The 14,825-nt window shown below is 65.3% G+C and carries 14 protein-coding genes; 6 read left to right on the top strand and 8 right to left on the bottom strand.

From position 1 onward, the window contains the following. Positions 1-635 precede the first annotated feature (635 nt). Positions 636-2,330 (top strand): hypothetical protein, encoded by a 1,695-nt coding sequence (locus VMJ11_RS23305; protein ID WP_325622203.1) that lies wholly within the window; start codon positions 636-638, stop codon positions 2,328-2,330. A 63-nt stretch (positions 2,331-2,393) separates the two neighbouring features. Here VMJ11_RS23305 and VMJ11_RS23300 read toward each other — a convergent pair whose 3' ends face one another. Continuing rightward, entirely contained in the window at positions 2,394-3,281 is an 888-nt protein-coding gene (locus VMJ11_RS23300; RefSeq protein WP_325622204.1) for an NmrA family NAD(P)-binding protein, read from the bottom strand. 203 nt (positions 3,282-3,484) lie between these two features. Here VMJ11_RS23300 and VMJ11_RS23295 point away from each other — a divergent pair, with 203 nt between their 5' ends. Next, positions 3,485-4,369: an AraC family transcriptional regulator gene (locus VMJ11_RS23295; protein ID WP_325622202.1), complete on the top strand. Its 885-nt coding sequence runs from the start codon at positions 3,485-3,487 to the stop codon at positions 4,367-4,369. Between the two features lie 116 nt (positions 4,370-4,485). Here VMJ11_RS23295 and VMJ11_RS23290 read toward each other — a convergent pair whose 3' ends face one another. The 3 genes from VMJ11_RS23290 to VMJ11_RS23280 are packed head-to-tail and all read right to left on the bottom strand — an operon-like array spanning position 4,486 to position 7,132. Continuing rightward, positions 4,486-5,469, bottom strand: coding sequence for an MDR family oxidoreductase (locus tag VMJ11_RS23290; RefSeq protein WP_325622200.1), 984 nt, complete (start codon positions 5,467-5,469; stop codon positions 4,486-4,488). 46 nt (positions 5,470-5,515) lie between these two features. Continuing rightward, positions 5,516-6,151 (bottom strand): TetR/AcrR family transcriptional regulator, encoded by a 636-nt coding sequence (locus VMJ11_RS23285; protein ID WP_325622198.1) that lies wholly within the window; start codon positions 6,149-6,151, stop codon positions 5,516-5,518. A gap of 48 nt (positions 6,152-6,199) precedes the next feature. Further along, complete coding sequence (locus tag VMJ11_RS23280; protein WP_325622196.1) at positions 6,200-7,132, bottom strand: LysR family transcriptional regulator; 933 nt, start codon at positions 7,130-7,132, stop codon at positions 6,200-6,202. 183 nt (positions 7,133-7,315) lie between these two features. On the opposite strand from VMJ11_RS23280, the gene VMJ11_RS23275 reads away from it, so the two are divergent. Together VMJ11_RS23275 and VMJ11_RS23270 are read left to right on the top strand one after the other, a co-directional pair. After that, positions 7,316-8,089 carry a putative hydro-lyase gene (locus VMJ11_RS23275; RefSeq protein ID WP_325622193.1) on the top strand — a complete coding sequence of 258 codons (774 nt, stop codon included), beginning with the start codon at positions 7,316-7,318 and terminating at the stop codon, positions 8,087-8,089. A gap of 166 nt (positions 8,090-8,255) precedes the next feature. Beyond that, positions 8,256-9,596 (top strand): MFS transporter, encoded by a 1,341-nt coding sequence (locus VMJ11_RS23270; protein ID WP_325622191.1) that lies wholly within the window; start codon positions 8,256-8,258, stop codon positions 9,594-9,596. A gap of 21 nt (positions 9,597-9,617) precedes the next feature. On the opposite strand, the gene VMJ11_RS23265 is transcribed toward VMJ11_RS23270, so the two are convergent. Further along, positions 9,618-10,205, bottom strand: a complete 588-nt coding sequence (locus VMJ11_RS23265) for a flavin reductase family protein (RefSeq protein ID WP_325622190.1) — start codon at positions 10,203-10,205, stop codon at positions 9,618-9,620. Between the two features lie 110 nt (positions 10,206-10,315). Then, a complete protein-coding gene (locus tag VMJ11_RS23260; RefSeq protein ID WP_325622189.1) occupies positions 10,316-11,266 on the bottom strand; it encodes a DMT family transporter in 951 nt (316 codons plus the stop codon). 116 nt (positions 11,267-11,382) lie between these two features. On the opposite strand from VMJ11_RS23260, the gene VMJ11_RS23255 reads away from it, so the two are divergent. Both VMJ11_RS23255 and VMJ11_RS23250 read left to right on the top strand, forming a co-directional pair. Then, positions 11,383-12,189: a helix-turn-helix transcriptional regulator gene (locus VMJ11_RS23255; protein ID WP_325622187.1), complete on the top strand. Its 807-nt coding sequence runs from the start codon at positions 11,383-11,385 to the stop codon at positions 12,187-12,189. Positions 12,190-12,283: 94 nt separating this feature from the next. Further along, the gene (locus VMJ11_RS23250; protein WP_325622185.1) at positions 12,284-12,502 is read left to right on the top strand and encodes a hypothetical protein; all 219 of its coding nucleotides are present in this window, start codon (positions 12,284-12,286) and stop codon (positions 12,500-12,502) included. A gap of 187 nt (positions 12,503-12,689) precedes the next feature. Here the strand turns inward: VMJ11_RS23250 and VMJ11_RS23245 are convergent, their stop codons facing one another. Both VMJ11_RS23245 and VMJ11_RS23240 read right to left on the bottom strand, forming a co-directional pair. Next, positions 12,690-14,096 carry a c-type cytochrome gene (locus VMJ11_RS23245; protein WP_414694457.1) on the bottom strand — a complete coding sequence of 469 codons (1,407 nt, stop codon included), beginning with the start codon at positions 14,094-14,096 and terminating at the stop codon, positions 12,690-12,692. Then, on the bottom strand, positions 14,093-14,825 hold a 733-nt coding region (locus tag VMJ11_RS23240), incomplete at its 5' end, for a GMC oxidoreductase (RefSeq protein ID WP_325622181.1). The genes VMJ11_RS23240 and VMJ11_RS23245, both read right to left, overlap by 4 nt.

The following is a 14,825-nucleotide window of genomic DNA, read 5'->3' as shown; positions in this document are numbered from 1 at the left end:
CCACCGCCGGACTTCTGGTAGTCGACGGCCCAACGGGCGTAGAGGGGAGCAGCGAACGTGCTGCCCGCTCCGGTCACGTTTTCTGCGCGGGTCGTGATCGCGCAAACGCCGCAAATGAGAGCGGCAATGAGGGCGCATAGGGGTCTCACCAGCGTCTCCTGTTCAATCCTTCTTCAGGACATTGCGGAGCCCGACTAATGTGCGCAATCGAGCTTTCTGGAGGGCAACCGCTCAAGCATTTCGCATGCTCGTGCGCAGGAAGTCCTGCCTCCTTTCATTACGCGCTCGGCATTCTCCCTATTACAGGTCGGTGACAGCCTGGATTCAAGTTGAATCGAGCTATCTTGCGGGCGATTACGTCATCGAACCGCCCAGGGCGGTTCTGCAATTGCATGAGACGCGTAAGTGGCATCCAATGCCGCCCGGAGCGTCATGGACCCCGATAAACGATAAGGATAACAAACGAAGTCACCGAGATGGTGCCGTGGTGGGCCCGGGCATTTCCGCAGAGCAAAAAGTGGGACCCGGACGATATGGCTGCAACGAAGCTTTCACAAACTGCCGCTACGGTACGTTCGATCGACCCCGAGTTCGTCTTGACAAGAAGCTTCTAACCCCTTACGGAGATGCTACAGATGGCCGTCAGCACCCTACGCTCTGCACTTCGCCGCTCGCGCTTCGCGGCACATCCTTCCCGTCTTTCGCTTGCCCTGGCGCTGGTTTGCTCGAGCGCCGGCGCGGGCGCCCAGACACCCAACGCTTTCTTCGGTGGGGCGGGTCTGCTCGTCGTGAGCCGCAGCGTCTATGACAACCGGTCGAGCAACATCACTGCGGGCATGGCGCTGCCGCCCGACTGCAATAGCGCGTCCGCAAGCTGCCCGACGGGCAACGGCGCGCCGAACGACGGCACCTATCCGGCCGTATGGAACAACGCGCTCTACGATCCGAGCTTCGGCATCACGGCGCGAATCTTCCTCGACACCATCACGCCGGGAGGGCAGGTCGTCCGCACGCTGGAGGTGCCGAACAGCCTGCATCCTGGCAATGGCCATGACCAGCTCGTGACGAGTTTCAGTTCCAAGTCCGAACTCTCGCTGAACCTTTCGAGCGACGGTCGCTACCTCACGTTCATGGGCTACGTTGCGCCGGTCGATGCGATCGACGTATCGAACTCGAACACGCCTGGCGCGATTGATCCGACGAACCCGGTGGGTCAATCGTTTTATCGCGCCGTGGCGCGCCTTGATCCCGAGGGGCAATTCAGCTTCACGGAAACGAACGCGTACAGCGGCAACAACGGCCGCAGCGCGCTGCTCAACAACGGCCGCGGCAACGGCAAGGGCTTCTACTACACGGTTGGCAATGCGGGTAACGGCGCGAATCCGCAGCCGGCTAACGTGATCCTCGGCGCGGGCGCGCAGTTCATCGCGGCGACGGACCAGCACGAAGCGCAGCAGGCGCCCGGCACGCCAACGCCGCTTGCGAGCTTCTCGGTCACGCAACTCGGCGCGAAGGCAGACAAAGTGGGCAAGGACGATAACTTCCGCGGCCTGACCGTGTTCAACAACGTCGTCTACTTCACGAAAGGCAGTGGCGGCAACGGCGTGAACACGGTGTATTTCGTCGATACGACCGGCAAGGCGTGTCCGTCGGGAGGCGTGGGCGTGCCGGTGGCCGGGGCAACGCTGCCGGCGAACCCGCTCGCCTACGATCCGTCCACGGTGGCGACGAGCGGCTTGCCGAGCAACGTGTGCGTGCTAGCGGGCTTTCCGGCCACACCCAACAAATCGGCGACGACGGTGGCCTATCCGTTCGGCATCTGGTTCGCCGACGCGAATACGCTCTATGTCGCCGACGAAGGCGACGGCTACACGGGCAGCACCGATCTGTACACGCATGCCGCGCAGCAGAGTACCGCGGGCCTGCAAAAATGGGTGTACAACGCAGGGGCGAAATCGTGGCAGCTTGCGTATACGCTGCAAAACGGCCTGAATCTGGGCACGTCGTACACCGTACCGGGCTATCCCGTCGGCACGAACAGCGCGACCAACCTGCCCTGGTCGCCCGCAACTGACGGTCTGCGCAATATCACGGGCCACGTCGAGGCGGATGGCACGGTCACGATCTGGGCGATCACCTCGACGGTCAGCGGCAACGGCGACACGGGCGCGGACCCGAATCGTCTCGTTGCGGTTCGCGACATGCTGCGCAACACGACGGCCGCCGGCGCCACGCAGGAGCGCTTCGTCACGCTGCGCAGCGCCGGTTTTGGCGAGGTGCTGCGTGGCGTATCGCTCGCGCCAGGCGGGCTGTTCGGCAAATGGTTCTGATTGCCGCGCAGCGACGCGGGAACGGGTGGGCGTGCCGCCCAGCCAGTTCCCGCATCACGTTCATCACTTGTCCTCGCGCTTCGATACGATCGATGCAAACACTTCGCGCAATCGGGTCACGCCGAAGCGTCGTTCGCTGCGCTCGGCTTCGACGTCGATCTTGCCGGTATTGTGGACATCGTAGAGATCGGTGATGAGCCGGGCGTGCTCGTCGCTGAGGCCGGCCTTCAGGAGCGTGGGCGTCCACGACTCGCGCGGCAACGCGTAAGGTGTGATCGCGCGGCCACTGACTTCGCTGAGCGTGGCTGCGATTTCGTTCACGCTCACTCGCTGTGGCCCTTCCAGGCTGACTATTCTCGGCGCGCCGGATCGTGGCGCATCGAGCAGCAGCGCGGCGCTCGCAATGCCAACATCCTGCGCGGCGACGGTTGGAAAGCGGCGCTCAAGAGGAAGGTGGAGGCTCGGCAGAACACCGCTTGCGAGCGCGGCGGGAATGAACGCCGCCCAGTTCTGCATATGCTCTGCCGAGCGCAGCAAGGTCAGTCGCGTTGCAACGACCTTCAGGCGTTGCTCGAGATGATGAAAGAGCCGAGTGATACCCGTATTGAGCGGCAGTTCGGCGCCATAGTCGGAAATGGCGAGCAGCGCGGCGGGCGGGTTCTCGCGCAGGGCGTCGAGTGCCACGTCGATCATCTTTCGCATCATTGATTCGGGATGCTTATCATTGATGGGGACGGGGCACAACAGCTGCACGGCGCGCGCACCCCTTATCGCCGCGGCAACGGAGGCGGGCTCGGTCAGGTCGGCGAGGGCGATTTCGCAGCCCATTTCCGCGAGGCTTGCGCCGTGGCGCGCGTCTCGCACCACGGCGCGCACCGGTTGCCCCGCACAACGCAACGCGGCGGCGGTGGCGCGGCCGGCCTTTCCAGAGGCTCCGAAAATCACGAACATGTTCCGTCTCTCCTTGCGTGGATGGGATGCGTCATCGTAGGCACGCAAGCGCGGCATGGCGCGCAGGAAAGGAGCGTGTTGCGCAGAAACGGAGGATTCGCCAGATCTATCTTTGCGCCGCCCGCGGGCGTGGCGGTAATCCAGTAGACTGGCCGCAGACATCAAGCGGTGCGCATACGGCGTTGGCGCCGGAAAGGAAAACCATGAGCGCAGTGACGGCAGATTCGAACCAGCAGGCAACTGCACGCCTCAGCCTGCACGCCAGCGAGGGTCTGGGCTGGCAGGGCGGCGGTGCGCAATTGCTACGCATCGAAGCGGGACGGCATCGGCTTCCCGGCATGGCGCATCACCGCGTTGGCATTCATGTTGGTACGCCCGTGCGGGCGAGATGCACCTGTGACGGCCGGCGTCAATCGCGGCTCCAGGCTCACGGCGATGCCGATGTCGTGCCCGCCGGGGTAGACGGCGAATGGATCGACGACGCGGACTGCACGATCCTGCGCGTTTCATTCGACGACCGCTTCGTGAGCTCGATAGCGCAGCAGATGGAGGGTCAGGCGGCGTTGCGGGAGATTCGTCCGCAACTGCAGTTGCGCGATGCCCGCATCAATTCGCTTGCAGTCGCACTGCTTGCCGAACTCCAGTCGGGCACGGCCTCCGATCCGCTATTTGCGCAAAGCATCGGCACGGCGATGGTCGTCCGGTTGCTTGGCTGCACGAATGTTCCCGGAGGCCGGCCCGCTACGCTTGCGCCACACAAGGCCACACGTGTGATCGACTATATCGAAGCCCATCTCGACCAACGCCTGACGCTCGGCGACCTTGCTGCGCTGGTCGACCTGAGCGCGCCGCATTTCAAGGCGCTGTTTCGCGAAACGCTGGGCATGCCCGTGCATCAATATGTCGTGCGCCGCCGGGTCGAACGTGCGAGGGCGTTGCTCGTTGCAGGCAAGCTGAGCCTGAGCCAGGTCGCGCTCGAAGCCGGGTTCGCGCATCAAAGCCACATGGCGCACTGGATGACGCGGCTCCTCGGTGTGACGCCGCGTGAAGTCGTGAAGGAAAAGGACGCCCGCACGCTCACGCGGTGAGATTGTCGATCAACGCGTTCGCAATCTCCCGCGCCACGAGAATGCTCGTTGCGAAAGGAACGGCTCCAGAACGCAAGCGCGACTAACGTGGTGATCGTAGGCAAACTGTTGGTCTGCTAACGATTCACATCGACCACGAGGCGTCCTCGCACCAGGCCGGCGAGCAGATCGCTCGCTGCCGGTATCGCTTCGGCAAGCCCGATTTCCCGCGTGATCGTGTCCAGTTGCTTCAGGTCGAGCGTTTCGCCCAACGCTTGCCATGCCTGCTGGCGTTCGGCAAACGGGCGCGTAACGCTATTGATACCAAGGAGACTCACGCCGCGCAGGATGAATGGCGCAACCGTTGCGGGGAAGTCCATGCCTTGTGCAAGGCCGCAGGCCGCAACGGCGCCGTCGGCGTACAGGCTTGCACAGACGTTCGCCAACGTGTGGCCGCCGACCGAATCGATCGCGGCCGCCCAGCGCTCCTTTTGCAGCGGACGTCCCGGCTCGGACAGCGCAGCGCGGTCGATGACTTCGGCGGCGCCGAGCTGCTCCAGATACTGTGCTTCCTGCAATTTGCCGGTGGACGCCACCACGCGGTAGCCACGGCGCGCGAGCAGCGCAATGGCGAAGCTGCCTACGCCGCCACTTGCACCCGTCACGAGCACGTCGCCGCGCCCCGGCGCGATGCCGTGCCGCTCCAGCGCGAGGATGCAGAGCATGGCGGTGTACCCGGCCGTGCCGACTGCCATCGTTTGCCGGAGCGTGAGCCCTGCGGGAAGCGGAATGAGCCATTCGCCCTTCACGCGAGCCTTCTGCGCAAGGCCACCCCAATGCTGCTCGCCCACGCCCCAGCCATTGAGCACGACCTTGTCCCCAACGGCGTAAGCGGGATTCGCGCTCTGCGCGACCGTGCCTGCGAAATCGATGCCGGGAACCATGGGGAAGCTGCGCACGACCGGGCTTTTTCCGGTGATCGCGAGTCCGTCCTTGTAGTTCAGCGTGCTGTAGCTGACATCGACGAGCACATCGCCTTGCGGCAACTGCACCTCGTCGAGTTCGGCGACGCGTGCGCCATATGATCCGGATTCCTTATCAATGAGAATGGCCTTGAACATGATGTAGTTCGCTCCTGAAACGATGAACGGTTGGTGTAGCGGCCGGTTATGCGCGAGGCAGGCCGGCGATGAATCCTCGGAAGAACGTGTCGAGCGGGGCCGCGCTGCGCACGAGCCGGGCGCGCAGTACCGCGCCTTCCCAGCCGATCCAGAAAAAGGCAGCGAGTGCGTTGAGGTCGATTCGCCTGGCGAGCACGCCTTCGCGCTGGGCCTCGCGCAGGCACGCCACGATGCGCGCCTGCCAGCCCTGCATGATGCGCTCGAGCGTTTCGCGGAAATCCTCGGGCAGGATGTCAACCTCCACGCCGAGATTGCCCACGAGGCAGCCGCGCGTGTAGGCGTGGCGGGCCATGCCGTTGCTCGCATCTTCAACGAAGGCGCCGAGCCGCTCCAGCGCGGGGCGTGTATCGTCCAGCAGCCAGCGGTCGAGCTTCGCGCAGAAGTATGCATCGTACGCTGCCATGAGTTCGCGCCCGAACGCTTCCTTGCTCTCGAAGTAGTGATAGAAGGAGCCCTTGGGAATGTTCACGCGCTTGAGCACGGCGTCGAGCCCCGTGGCGGCAAAGCTTTGCGCGGTCAGCATTTCCATGCCGGCGCGAATGAGTGTCTCACGCGTGTCGGCGTGCGCGCGCGGGTCTTTCGGCGGCCTGCCTCGGCGCGGTTTAACGATCGGCGATTCCATGACGGCGATATTAGACTGATCGTCTATAAAATTCAAGCGTGCCGTTATCTACAGCCGCTCGATCAAGCGTCGGTCGCTGCGTTCGCAATAGCCGTGGCATGCAGCGCGCGCGGCGTTCGCCGCGGCGTGCACGAAGAGCGGCGCATCGGTGCGCCGCGACATGGAAACGACGATCGAAGGCGGCGAGGGCTGCAGCGGCAGTTCGACCACTTCGCCGTGCGCGATCAGCTCGTCGACGAACAGACGCGGAATGGCGGCCACGCCGAAGCCGTCGCGCACCAGTTGCACGATGACGGAAATCGAGGGCGAGCCGGTGATGCGCGTGTCGGAAATACTCACGCCGTTGGCGAGCGCGAGCTTGCTGACGATGTCTTCGAGCGCGCGATGCGGCGCCGTTCCGCGGCCGAACGTGAGGATCGGATGCTGGAGCACGCGCCGCGCGAGGCCGCTCTTCGAGAGCGGCAGCAGGCCTGCGCGCGCGATCCAGTGCACGGGGTAGTTCGCGAGCGCGTCGCATACCACGGAGGCCTCGTCGCTGCCTTCCACGCGAATGATGAGGTCGAGCTCGCCCGCCATCAGGCGGCGCTGCAATACGACGCTCACGTCCACGGCCAGTTCCACGTCGAGTTGGGGGTAGTCCTGGCTGAGCCGCTGCATGTAATCGGCGAGCCAGCTATGCACGACCGTTTCGATCACGCCGAGGCGCAGCTTGCCGCGCATCGTGCCTTCGCTGGAGGCGGCGGCCTGCAACTGGCGCGTTGCCTCGACTACGGCTTTCGCGTAGCCAAGCAGATATTCGCCGCTGGGCGTGAGCCGGAATTCACGGCTCTCCCTGTCGACGAGCACCGTCTGCAATTCGTCTTCGAGTGCCTTGAGGCGCTGCGAAATGGCGGCGGGTGTGGCGTGCAGCGCCGTGGCCGTGGTGCGAAAGCTGCGTAGCTTCGCGAGCGTGACGAAGGTTTCGATGAATCGGGTATTCATGGCACGCAGGCAGGCGAGTGGGTTCGAAAACTTCGGGAAAACCCGCGGTTTCGTTAAGAAATTCTATTCGCTGGACTGAAGAAAAACTAGTTGGCGTCAAATTTTTGTCCTTCCTATGCTTCGCCTTAACGGTGGGTGCGCGGTTTGCCTCACCGCCCGAATTTCACGTCACGCCCCGACACCATGACCCCATACGAATTCCGGCTTGCCGTGCGCACGCACGATTTTCGCGGTCCCACGGCAGGCTATTGCGGCGAGTACGCACAGGCCAATCTCGCGATCCTGCCCGAGGCGCACGCGCACGACTTTCTGCGCTTTTGTCATGCGAATCCGAAGGCGTGTCCGCTGCTCGGTGTCGGCGAGCCGGGCGATTTTCGCGTGCCGGCGCTCGGCCAGGACATCGACATCCGCACCGATGTGCCTGCCTATAACGTCTATCGGCACGGCGAGTTGAGCGAGCGCGTCGAGTCGCTCGAAGCGCTCTGGCAGGACGATTTCGTCGTGTTCGCCATTGGTTGCTCGTTTTCGTTCGAGCACATGCTCGCGCTCGAAGGCATTCCGCTGCGCCACGTGGAAGAGGGCCGCAATGTGCCGATGTACCGCACGCGCCGCGCGAACCAGCGCTCGGGTGTGTTCGGCGGCGAACTCGTCGTGTCGATGCGGCCCATGCGCGGCGCCGATGCAATACGCGCGGTGCAGATCACGAGCCGTTTTCCGGGCGTGCACGGCGCGCCGGTGCATATCGGCGACGCAGGCGAACTGGGCATTGCCGACCTCGCGCGGCCCGAGTTCGGCGATGCGGTGACGATACGCGCGGGCGAGTTGCCCGTGTACTGGGCCTGCGGCGTGACCCCGCAGACGGCGTTGATGGACGCCAGGCTGCCGCTCGCGATCGCGCACGCGCCAGGCCACATGCTCATGACGGATATCACCAATGCGTCGCTGGCGGTGTTCTAGCGCATGAGGTGCGTCGTTCGAAGCGCGCTCGCACGACGTTGAATACGGCTCTCCAGTCTCAAGAAATCCGGCCGCAAGGATGGGAGGGACGCTCACCCTCGTGGTGCCTCCCCGTGTTGGGGAAACGGACGGCATTCATCAGGACTTCTATCAACAGGAGCATTAGATGGACAGCAAGACACTCGCGGCGTCAGCCGTCGAATCTGCCGCATTGTCCGGATCTTCCGGATCGTCGGAATCTTCCGGACTTGCGGGCGCGCCGCCACAGGAATGCTCGTGGTACGCACACGCTTCGCCGCAGGCTCGTCAGGCGTTCTGGAGCTGCAAGGTCGGCTACATGCTCGACGGCATGGACACGCAAATGCTGTCGTTCGTGATTCCGACGCTCGTGGCGAGCTGGGGCATCAGCTTGGGCGACGCGGGGTTCATCGGCACACTCACGCTGCTTGCTTCGGCGCTGGGCGGCTGGATTGCCGGCGTCCTCTCCGACCGCATCGGCCGGGTGCGTACGCTGCAGCTTACCGTGCTGTGGTTCGCGCTTTTCACGGGCCTGTGCGGACTCGCGCAGAACTACGGCCAGTTGCTCGCCGCGCGTGCGCTGATGGGCTTTGGCTTCGGTGGCGAATGGACGGCGGGCGCGGTGCTGATTGGCGAGGTGATCCGCGCGAAGGATCGCGGCAAGGCGGTGGGGCTCGTGCAATCGGGCTGGGCGCTCGGCTGGGGGCTCGCCGCGTTGCTTTATGCCGTGCTGTTCTCTCTCTTGCCCGCCGATCTGGCCTGGCGCTCGCTATTTCTGATCGGTCTCGTTCCGGCGCTGCTCGTGCTCGTGATTCGCCGATATGTCAAGGAACCCGAAATATTCGCGAGCGCAAAGGCGGCGCAGGCCGAGGCAGGCGACAAGCCGCGCTTCACTGAGATCTTCGCTCCGCAGTTGCTCTCCACGACGCTGCGCGCGGCGCTTCTCACCACTGGCGCACAAGGCGGCTACTACGCGATCACGACCTGGCTGCCCACCTTTCTCAAGAGCGAACGACATCTCACCGTGATGGGCACGGGCGGCTATCTCGCGATGATCATCGCGGGCTCGTACGTGGGTTATCTGTCGAGCGCGTGGTTGACCGACCGGATCGGCCGCAAGCCCAACTTCATCCTGTTCGCGGCGGGGTCCATGGCGATTGCGTTCGCCTATACCTCGCTGCCGCTCACGAACGCCTCGATGCTGTGGCTCGGTTTTCCGCTGGGCTTTTTCGCGTCCGGCATTTTCTCGGGCATGGGCGCGTTCCTCACGGAGCTCTTTCCAACGCGCGTGCGCGGTTCGGGGCAGGGCTTCTGCTACAACGTGGGCCGCGCGGTTGGCGCCCTGTTCCCGTTCCTGATCGGCGCGCTCGCAAAGCAGTTCGGCCTCGGCCCGAGCATCGGGATCTTCGCGATCGCGGCGTATGGCGTGTTGATCGTCGCTGCGCTCACGTTGCCCGAAACACGCGGGCGCGAACTCGAAGCGGCATGACGGCGCAAGCCGTCTACGCCGTCACGCGAGTTCGCGCGCCTTGATCGTGTCGCCCGCGCGCACGAAATTGCCGCCGCCGAGATGGTGGATCGTGTGCAGGTCCGCGTTGCTGCTGTCGAGTTCCCAATGGCCGTTGCGGAAGGCGCGCGGATCGGCCGCGGCGGCGATCACTTCGCCGAAGCACGTATCGTAGGCGTCTTCGGTATGCGGCTCGGGAATCAGGCGGCACTCCATCCACGCGGAGCAGCCCGCTTCGAGCAACGGCAGTCCGAGCTTCGGGCCCGAAATGGCGGCGATATGGAAGCGCTGGAACTTGTCGGTGTCGCGGCCGCTCACGCTGCCCACGGCATAGGTGAGGTCGATTGCGGCGGCGCCCGGAATGATCACGCCGAACGTGCCGCTCGCGCTAATGAGCTCACGCGTGAACGTGTGCTTGTCGATGACGATGGCGATGCGCGGCGGCTTGAATTCCACGGGCATCGACCACGCGGCTGCCATCACGTTGCGGCGCTTGCCGTCGCTGCTGGTGACGAGCACGGTGGGGCCGTGATTGATGAGGCGGCTGGCGTGTTCGAGTGCCACCGGCACGAAAGTCGAGAGAGTTTCCATCGCGTGTTGGATTTGTTGGGAGTTGGAACCCGAGCGACTTTACAACAGAATCCCGAAGTGTGCGGCGCGTACCCGCGCCCCTGGCCCGTGCTCTGCCGGGAGTGTTCCGCTTACGATGCCTGCGCGCCGCGCGCATTCGCCGCGCGCCGGCCGAAGGCCTGGCGCACCCAGCCTTGCGCGTTCACTACCAGCAGTCCGAGCAGCACCAAAGCCGAGCCAAAGAGAAAGGCGGGCTCGACACGCTCGTGCAGCAGCGCCACGCCCATTGCCACGCCGAACAGCGGCGTCATGAACGACAGCACACCGAGGCGCGCGGCCAGATAGCGGCGCAGCATCCAGAACCACATCAGGTAGCTGACGAACGAGACGAGCAGCGTCTGGAACGCGAGGCTCGCCCAGGCGAGCGGCGTGCCGTGCAAGCTCGTCTGACCAGTCAGGAGTGCAAATGGTACGAGCACGACAAAGGCGCCGGCCAGTTGATAGAAGAGCGTTTGCGTGGCGGGCGCCTCGCTCAGGCGGCTCGTGCGCACGACGACCGTCGTGAGCCCCCAGGCCGCGCCGGCACACAGTCCCATGAAGTCGCCGAGCAGCCACAGCGGGGAGGCGGGCGTGCCGCCGCCCATCAGCGCGGGCCCGAGGAACGTGATCGCGATGCCGACGAAAGCGAGCGCAATGCCGCCCCATTGCAGCCGTGCGAGACGTTCGTCGGGCAGGCGCAGATGCAGGCCGATGGCTGCGAACATCGGCGCGGTGTAGAGGAACACGGCCATGTGCGAGGCGTTGGTCCAGCGCAGGGCCATGGCCACGAACACGAATTCGAGCGCGAACAGGCCGCCAACCACGAGCCCCGCGCCGCGGCCCACGCCGGGCAGCCAGCGCTCGCGCGACACGAGCTGGTTGAAGAGCCAGACGAGGCCGGCCGCCACACCCGAGCGCAGCCCGATCTGCAGCATGGGCGGGATTTCCGCGGCCACTGCCTTGATTGCGACCTGTTGCAGGCCCCAAACGAGGCACAGCGCCACCATGATGGCCACGGCCGTTGCGTCGACTTGCTTTCTCATTGCGGACTCACTGACTCGAAGGATTGGGCTGAAGTTTTGCGGCAGCGAGCGTAGTATTGATGCGTCGGCTTGCGCGCATATAGCGCGAAAGTGACAATCGATAGCCCCAGACCGCCATGCCCAAAACGCCAGTCCGCCCGCGTCCGGCGCGCCATCTACGCCTGCCGCCCTTCACCGACGTGCTGCCCGCGCCCGTGTTCTTCCGCATGGAGCACTTGCCCTCGTACGCCACTTACCCGCAGATGTGCCACCCGTGGGGGGAGTTCGTCTATGCGTTCAGCGGCACCACCGAGGTGAAGGCGGGCACGGAGCACTACATCACGCCGCCGCATCTCGGGCTCTGGATCGCGCCCGGCACCGAGCACGTGGGCTTCAACGAGCAGGAGACAGTGCATTGCTCCGTGTACATCGGCCGCGAGCTGTGCACGCGCATGCCCGCAACGAGCTGCGCGGTGATGGTGTCGCCGCTCGTGCGCGCGATTCTCGAGCATCTGCGCGAAACGCCGGCGGAAGAAGAGGGCGAGCCACAGCGCGCGCGCCTGCTGCGCGTGCTGGTGGATCAGCTTTCGACCTGCGCCACGACGGGTAGCTTCGTGCCGCACACCGACGACGCCGATCTCGACGCGATCCTCCAGGTGCTGCGCAACAATCCGGCCGACAACCGCTCGCTCGCCGAGCTTGCCGATGCGTTCCACATGAGCGAGCGCACGCTGATGCGGCGCGCGCAGCGCGAACTGGGCATGTCGTTGACGGAATGGCGTCAGCGCGTGCGGCTCGTGAACGCGCTGCCGATGCTGCGGGCGGGCCGCAGCGTGGAGGCGGTGGCGCTGGATCTGGGGTACGCCACGTCGTCGGCTTTCATCGCAATGTTCCGGCGGCTGACGGGCACGAGTCCCGGCCAGTTCGTCGCGCGCACGCGCTGAGGGCGTCTTCGCAAAGCGTTCGAAGGTCTCGCGGGGTGCGCGCCCGCGCAACGAAAACGCTAAAGGTTCCCCTGCCGCCGCCGTTAGTGCGGGCATGAAGACGCTACTCACCCAGTCTGACGCACGCTTCATCTTGTCGATCGCTCTCGAGCTGGCCGAGAACCGGGCCGCCGCGGCCGGCGTCGAGCTGGAATCGGCGGCAGGCTCGGCGATTTGCGACGACGTGATCGTCGCAACGCTTTCGCAATTCGCGCCCACCGTTACGATCGACGAGTTTTACGGCCTGCTGGCACGGCCCGACGTGCTGCATTGAGCGGCGCGCCGTCATGCACCGGTACGGTGCAATCGAAGACGATTGCGCGGGCGATCACATAAGCGTCTGCAGCTTCGTTGTTCATGCAACGAAGTGATATGTCGCGTTGACCTTGCGACGCAAGCCGGCGCGCACGCTTCGCCTGCCACTCCGCCGCCTGGCGGGCAAAGAAACGGCGCGACAAGCTTCAGCGCGCAAGCGAAGCGCCGGGCGGCAACGCCGGCGTGCTCACGGCGACGGTCTTGCGGATCTTCGCGACCTCTGCGGCGCTGACCGGCGCGGCGGCGTTGCCCCAGCTCGCGCGCACGAAGGTCGACACGTCGGCCACTTCCTCGTCGGACAGGCGCCAGCCGAAAGGCGGCATCGCAAACGAAGAGGGCGCCGACTGCGTGCCTTCGAGCGTATTGCCGGTGAGCAGCACATGGATCAGCGAAGTGGGGTCCTTGTCTTGCGCGACCGGGTTGCCGCCGAGCGCCGGGAACACGCGCGTGTAGCCGCGTCCGTCGCTGCGGTGGCAGGCCATGCAGTTGTCGCGATAGACAGCCGCGCCGCGTGCGCTCGCGTCGCCGCTCTGCAAGGCGTGGGCGGCGGCGGGATCGTAAGCGTATTGCGTTTCCTTCGGGTCGCTCGAGGGCAGCGTCTTCAGGTAGCGCGCGATCGCGAGCAGGTCGGCATCGCTCATGTGCTGCGTGCTGTGCTGGACCACGTCGGTCATGCCGCCGAAGGCCGCCGTATGCAGATTGCGGCCCGACTTCAGGAACTGCACGATGGCGTCCTCGCTCCACGCGCCAAGGCCCGTGCGCAGGTTGCCGCGCAAGTTCGATGGCACCCAGCCGTCGACCGGACTGCCGCCCGCGAGGAAGTCGTCCCCTTCGAGTTCGGTGAGCGCGAGCTCCTGCATCGTGCGTGCACGCGGCGTATGGCATGCGCCGCAGTGGCCGGGGCCCTGCACGAGATAAGCGCCGCGCGCGACGATCGCATCGTTGTAATGCGCACCGTCGAACGCCTGCACCTTCGGCGCGAACAGCGCGCGCCAGATCGAGAGCGGCCAGCGCATCGAGAGCGGCCACGCAATGTCCTCGGCGCGGTTCTGAGCCTGCACGGGCGTGACGCCCCGCATGAAGTACGCATGGAGCGCCTTTGTGTCGTCGTCGGAGAGGCGCGCGTACGAGGGGTAGGGCATTGCCGGGTAGAGCGTCTCGCCGTTCGGGCGCACGCCCTGGCGCACGGCCTTCGCGAAGTCGTCGTAGCTCCACTTGCCGATGCCGGTGTTCGCGTCGGGGGTGATGTTGGTCGAGTAGATCGCGCCGATCGGCGTGTCGAACTTCAGTCCGCCCGCGAAGGGCTTGCCGCCCTGCGCCGTATGGCACGCGATGCAGTCCCCGGCGCGTGCGAGGTATTCGCCGCGCGCGACGGGCGAAGCGTCGGGCGACGCGCTCGAAGATTGATCGGCGGCCTGCGCCATGAACGGCGCGGCAAGCACCGCCGCAAGCACAAGCGCAAGGGCGGCGATCGTGGCACGGCGAGGCCTGCCGTCAACTCGCAGCGTGTGGCGGCCACGCGCAAGGGATGGCTGCTCCATGCGGCGCTTCACACGCTCACCAGGGGACCGGGGTTCTTCAGATACTGGTTGCGAATCGCTTTCGCGGACCAGTAAGCGAGGGCGGCGACGAGGCCAGTCGGGTTGTAGCCGATGCCTTGCGGGAAGGCGGAGGCGCCCATCACGAACACGTTGGGCACGTCCCAGCTCTGCAGATAGCGGTTGATGACGCTCGTGCCCGGATCGGCGCCCATCACGGCCCCGCCCACGAGGTGCGTGGTCTGGTAGCGGCGCGAGTCGAAGTGCGCGCCGAATTCGCGCGTGTAGACGTTGATGGCCTTCGGGCCCATCGCCTCGGCGATCTTCCGCATCTGGCCGGTCACGTACTGCGCCATCTTGATGTCGTTGTCCTTCCAGTCGAAGGTCATGCGCAGGAGCGGCTGGCCGTACGAGTCGCGGTAGGTCGGATCGAGGTCGAGGTACACGTCGCGGTACGACATGTTGGTGCCGTGCGCATCCATCGAGATCGTGTGCGCGTAATGGTCCTTCACGGCCTTCTTCCACTGCGCGCCCCAGTTCGGCGTGCCCGCGGGCGTGGCGATGCCGCTGATGGGCTTCACGCCCGCCTGGTTCACCCACAGTGGCGAGCCGCCCACGAAGCCGAGCGGGCCATGGTCGAAGTTGTCGGCGTTGAAGTCGTCCACGGCCACGCCGTTGCCGCCCGCGCCGACGAACGGATTCGTCCAGGTGTCCTTGTCGAAGAACGCCGTGATGGTGGAGAGG

The sequence above is a fragment of the Paraburkholderia sp. genome (assembly GCF_035501035.1).
In the GTDB taxonomy this organism is placed as follows: Bacteria; Pseudomonadota; Gammaproteobacteria; order Burkholderiales; family Burkholderiaceae; genus Paraburkholderia.
This window is presented reverse-complemented; position numbering and strand designations above follow the sequence as displayed.

Bases quoted from the DNA above. Each gene is read 5' to 3' on its own strand.
- VMJ11_RS23305 (WP_325622203.1), top strand. From the start codon at position 636: ATGGCCGTCAGCACCCTACGCTCTGCACTTCGCCGCTCGCGCTTCGCG.
- VMJ11_RS23300 (WP_325622204.1), bottom strand. From the start codon at position 3,281: ATGTTCGTGATTTTCGGAGCCTCTGGAAAGGCCGGCCGCGCCACCGCC.
- VMJ11_RS23295 (WP_325622202.1), top strand. From the start codon at position 3,485: ATGAGCGCAGTGACGGCAGATTCGAACCAGCAGGCAACTGCACGCCTC.
- VMJ11_RS23290 (WP_325622200.1), bottom strand. From the start codon at position 5,469: ATGTTCAAGGCCATTCTCATTGATAAGGAATCCGGATCATATGGCGCA.
- VMJ11_RS23285 (WP_325622198.1), bottom strand. From the start codon at position 6,151: ATGGAATCGCCGATCGTTAAACCGCGCCGAGGCAGGCCGCCGAAAGAC.
- VMJ11_RS23280 (WP_325622196.1), bottom strand. From the start codon at position 7,132: ATGAATACCCGATTCATCGAAACCTTCGTCACGCTCGCGAAGCTACGC.
- VMJ11_RS23275 (WP_325622193.1), top strand. From the start codon at position 7,316: ATGACCCCATACGAATTCCGGCTTGCCGTGCGCACGCACGATTTTCGC.
- VMJ11_RS23270 (WP_325622191.1), top strand. From the start codon at position 8,256: ATGGACAGCAAGACACTCGCGGCGTCAGCCGTCGAATCTGCCGCATTG.
- VMJ11_RS23265 (WP_325622190.1), bottom strand. From the start codon at position 10,205: ATGGAAACTCTCTCGACTTTCGTGCCGGTGGCACTCGAACACGCCAGC.
- VMJ11_RS23260 (WP_325622189.1), bottom strand. From the start codon at position 11,266: ATGAGAAAGCAAGTCGACGCAACGGCCGTGGCCATCATGGTGGCGCTG.
- VMJ11_RS23255 (WP_325622187.1), top strand. From the start codon at position 11,383: ATGCCCAAAACGCCAGTCCGCCCGCGTCCGGCGCGCCATCTACGCCTG.
- VMJ11_RS23250 (WP_325622185.1), top strand. From the start codon at position 12,284: ATGAAGACGCTACTCACCCAGTCTGACGCACGCTTCATCTTGTCGATC.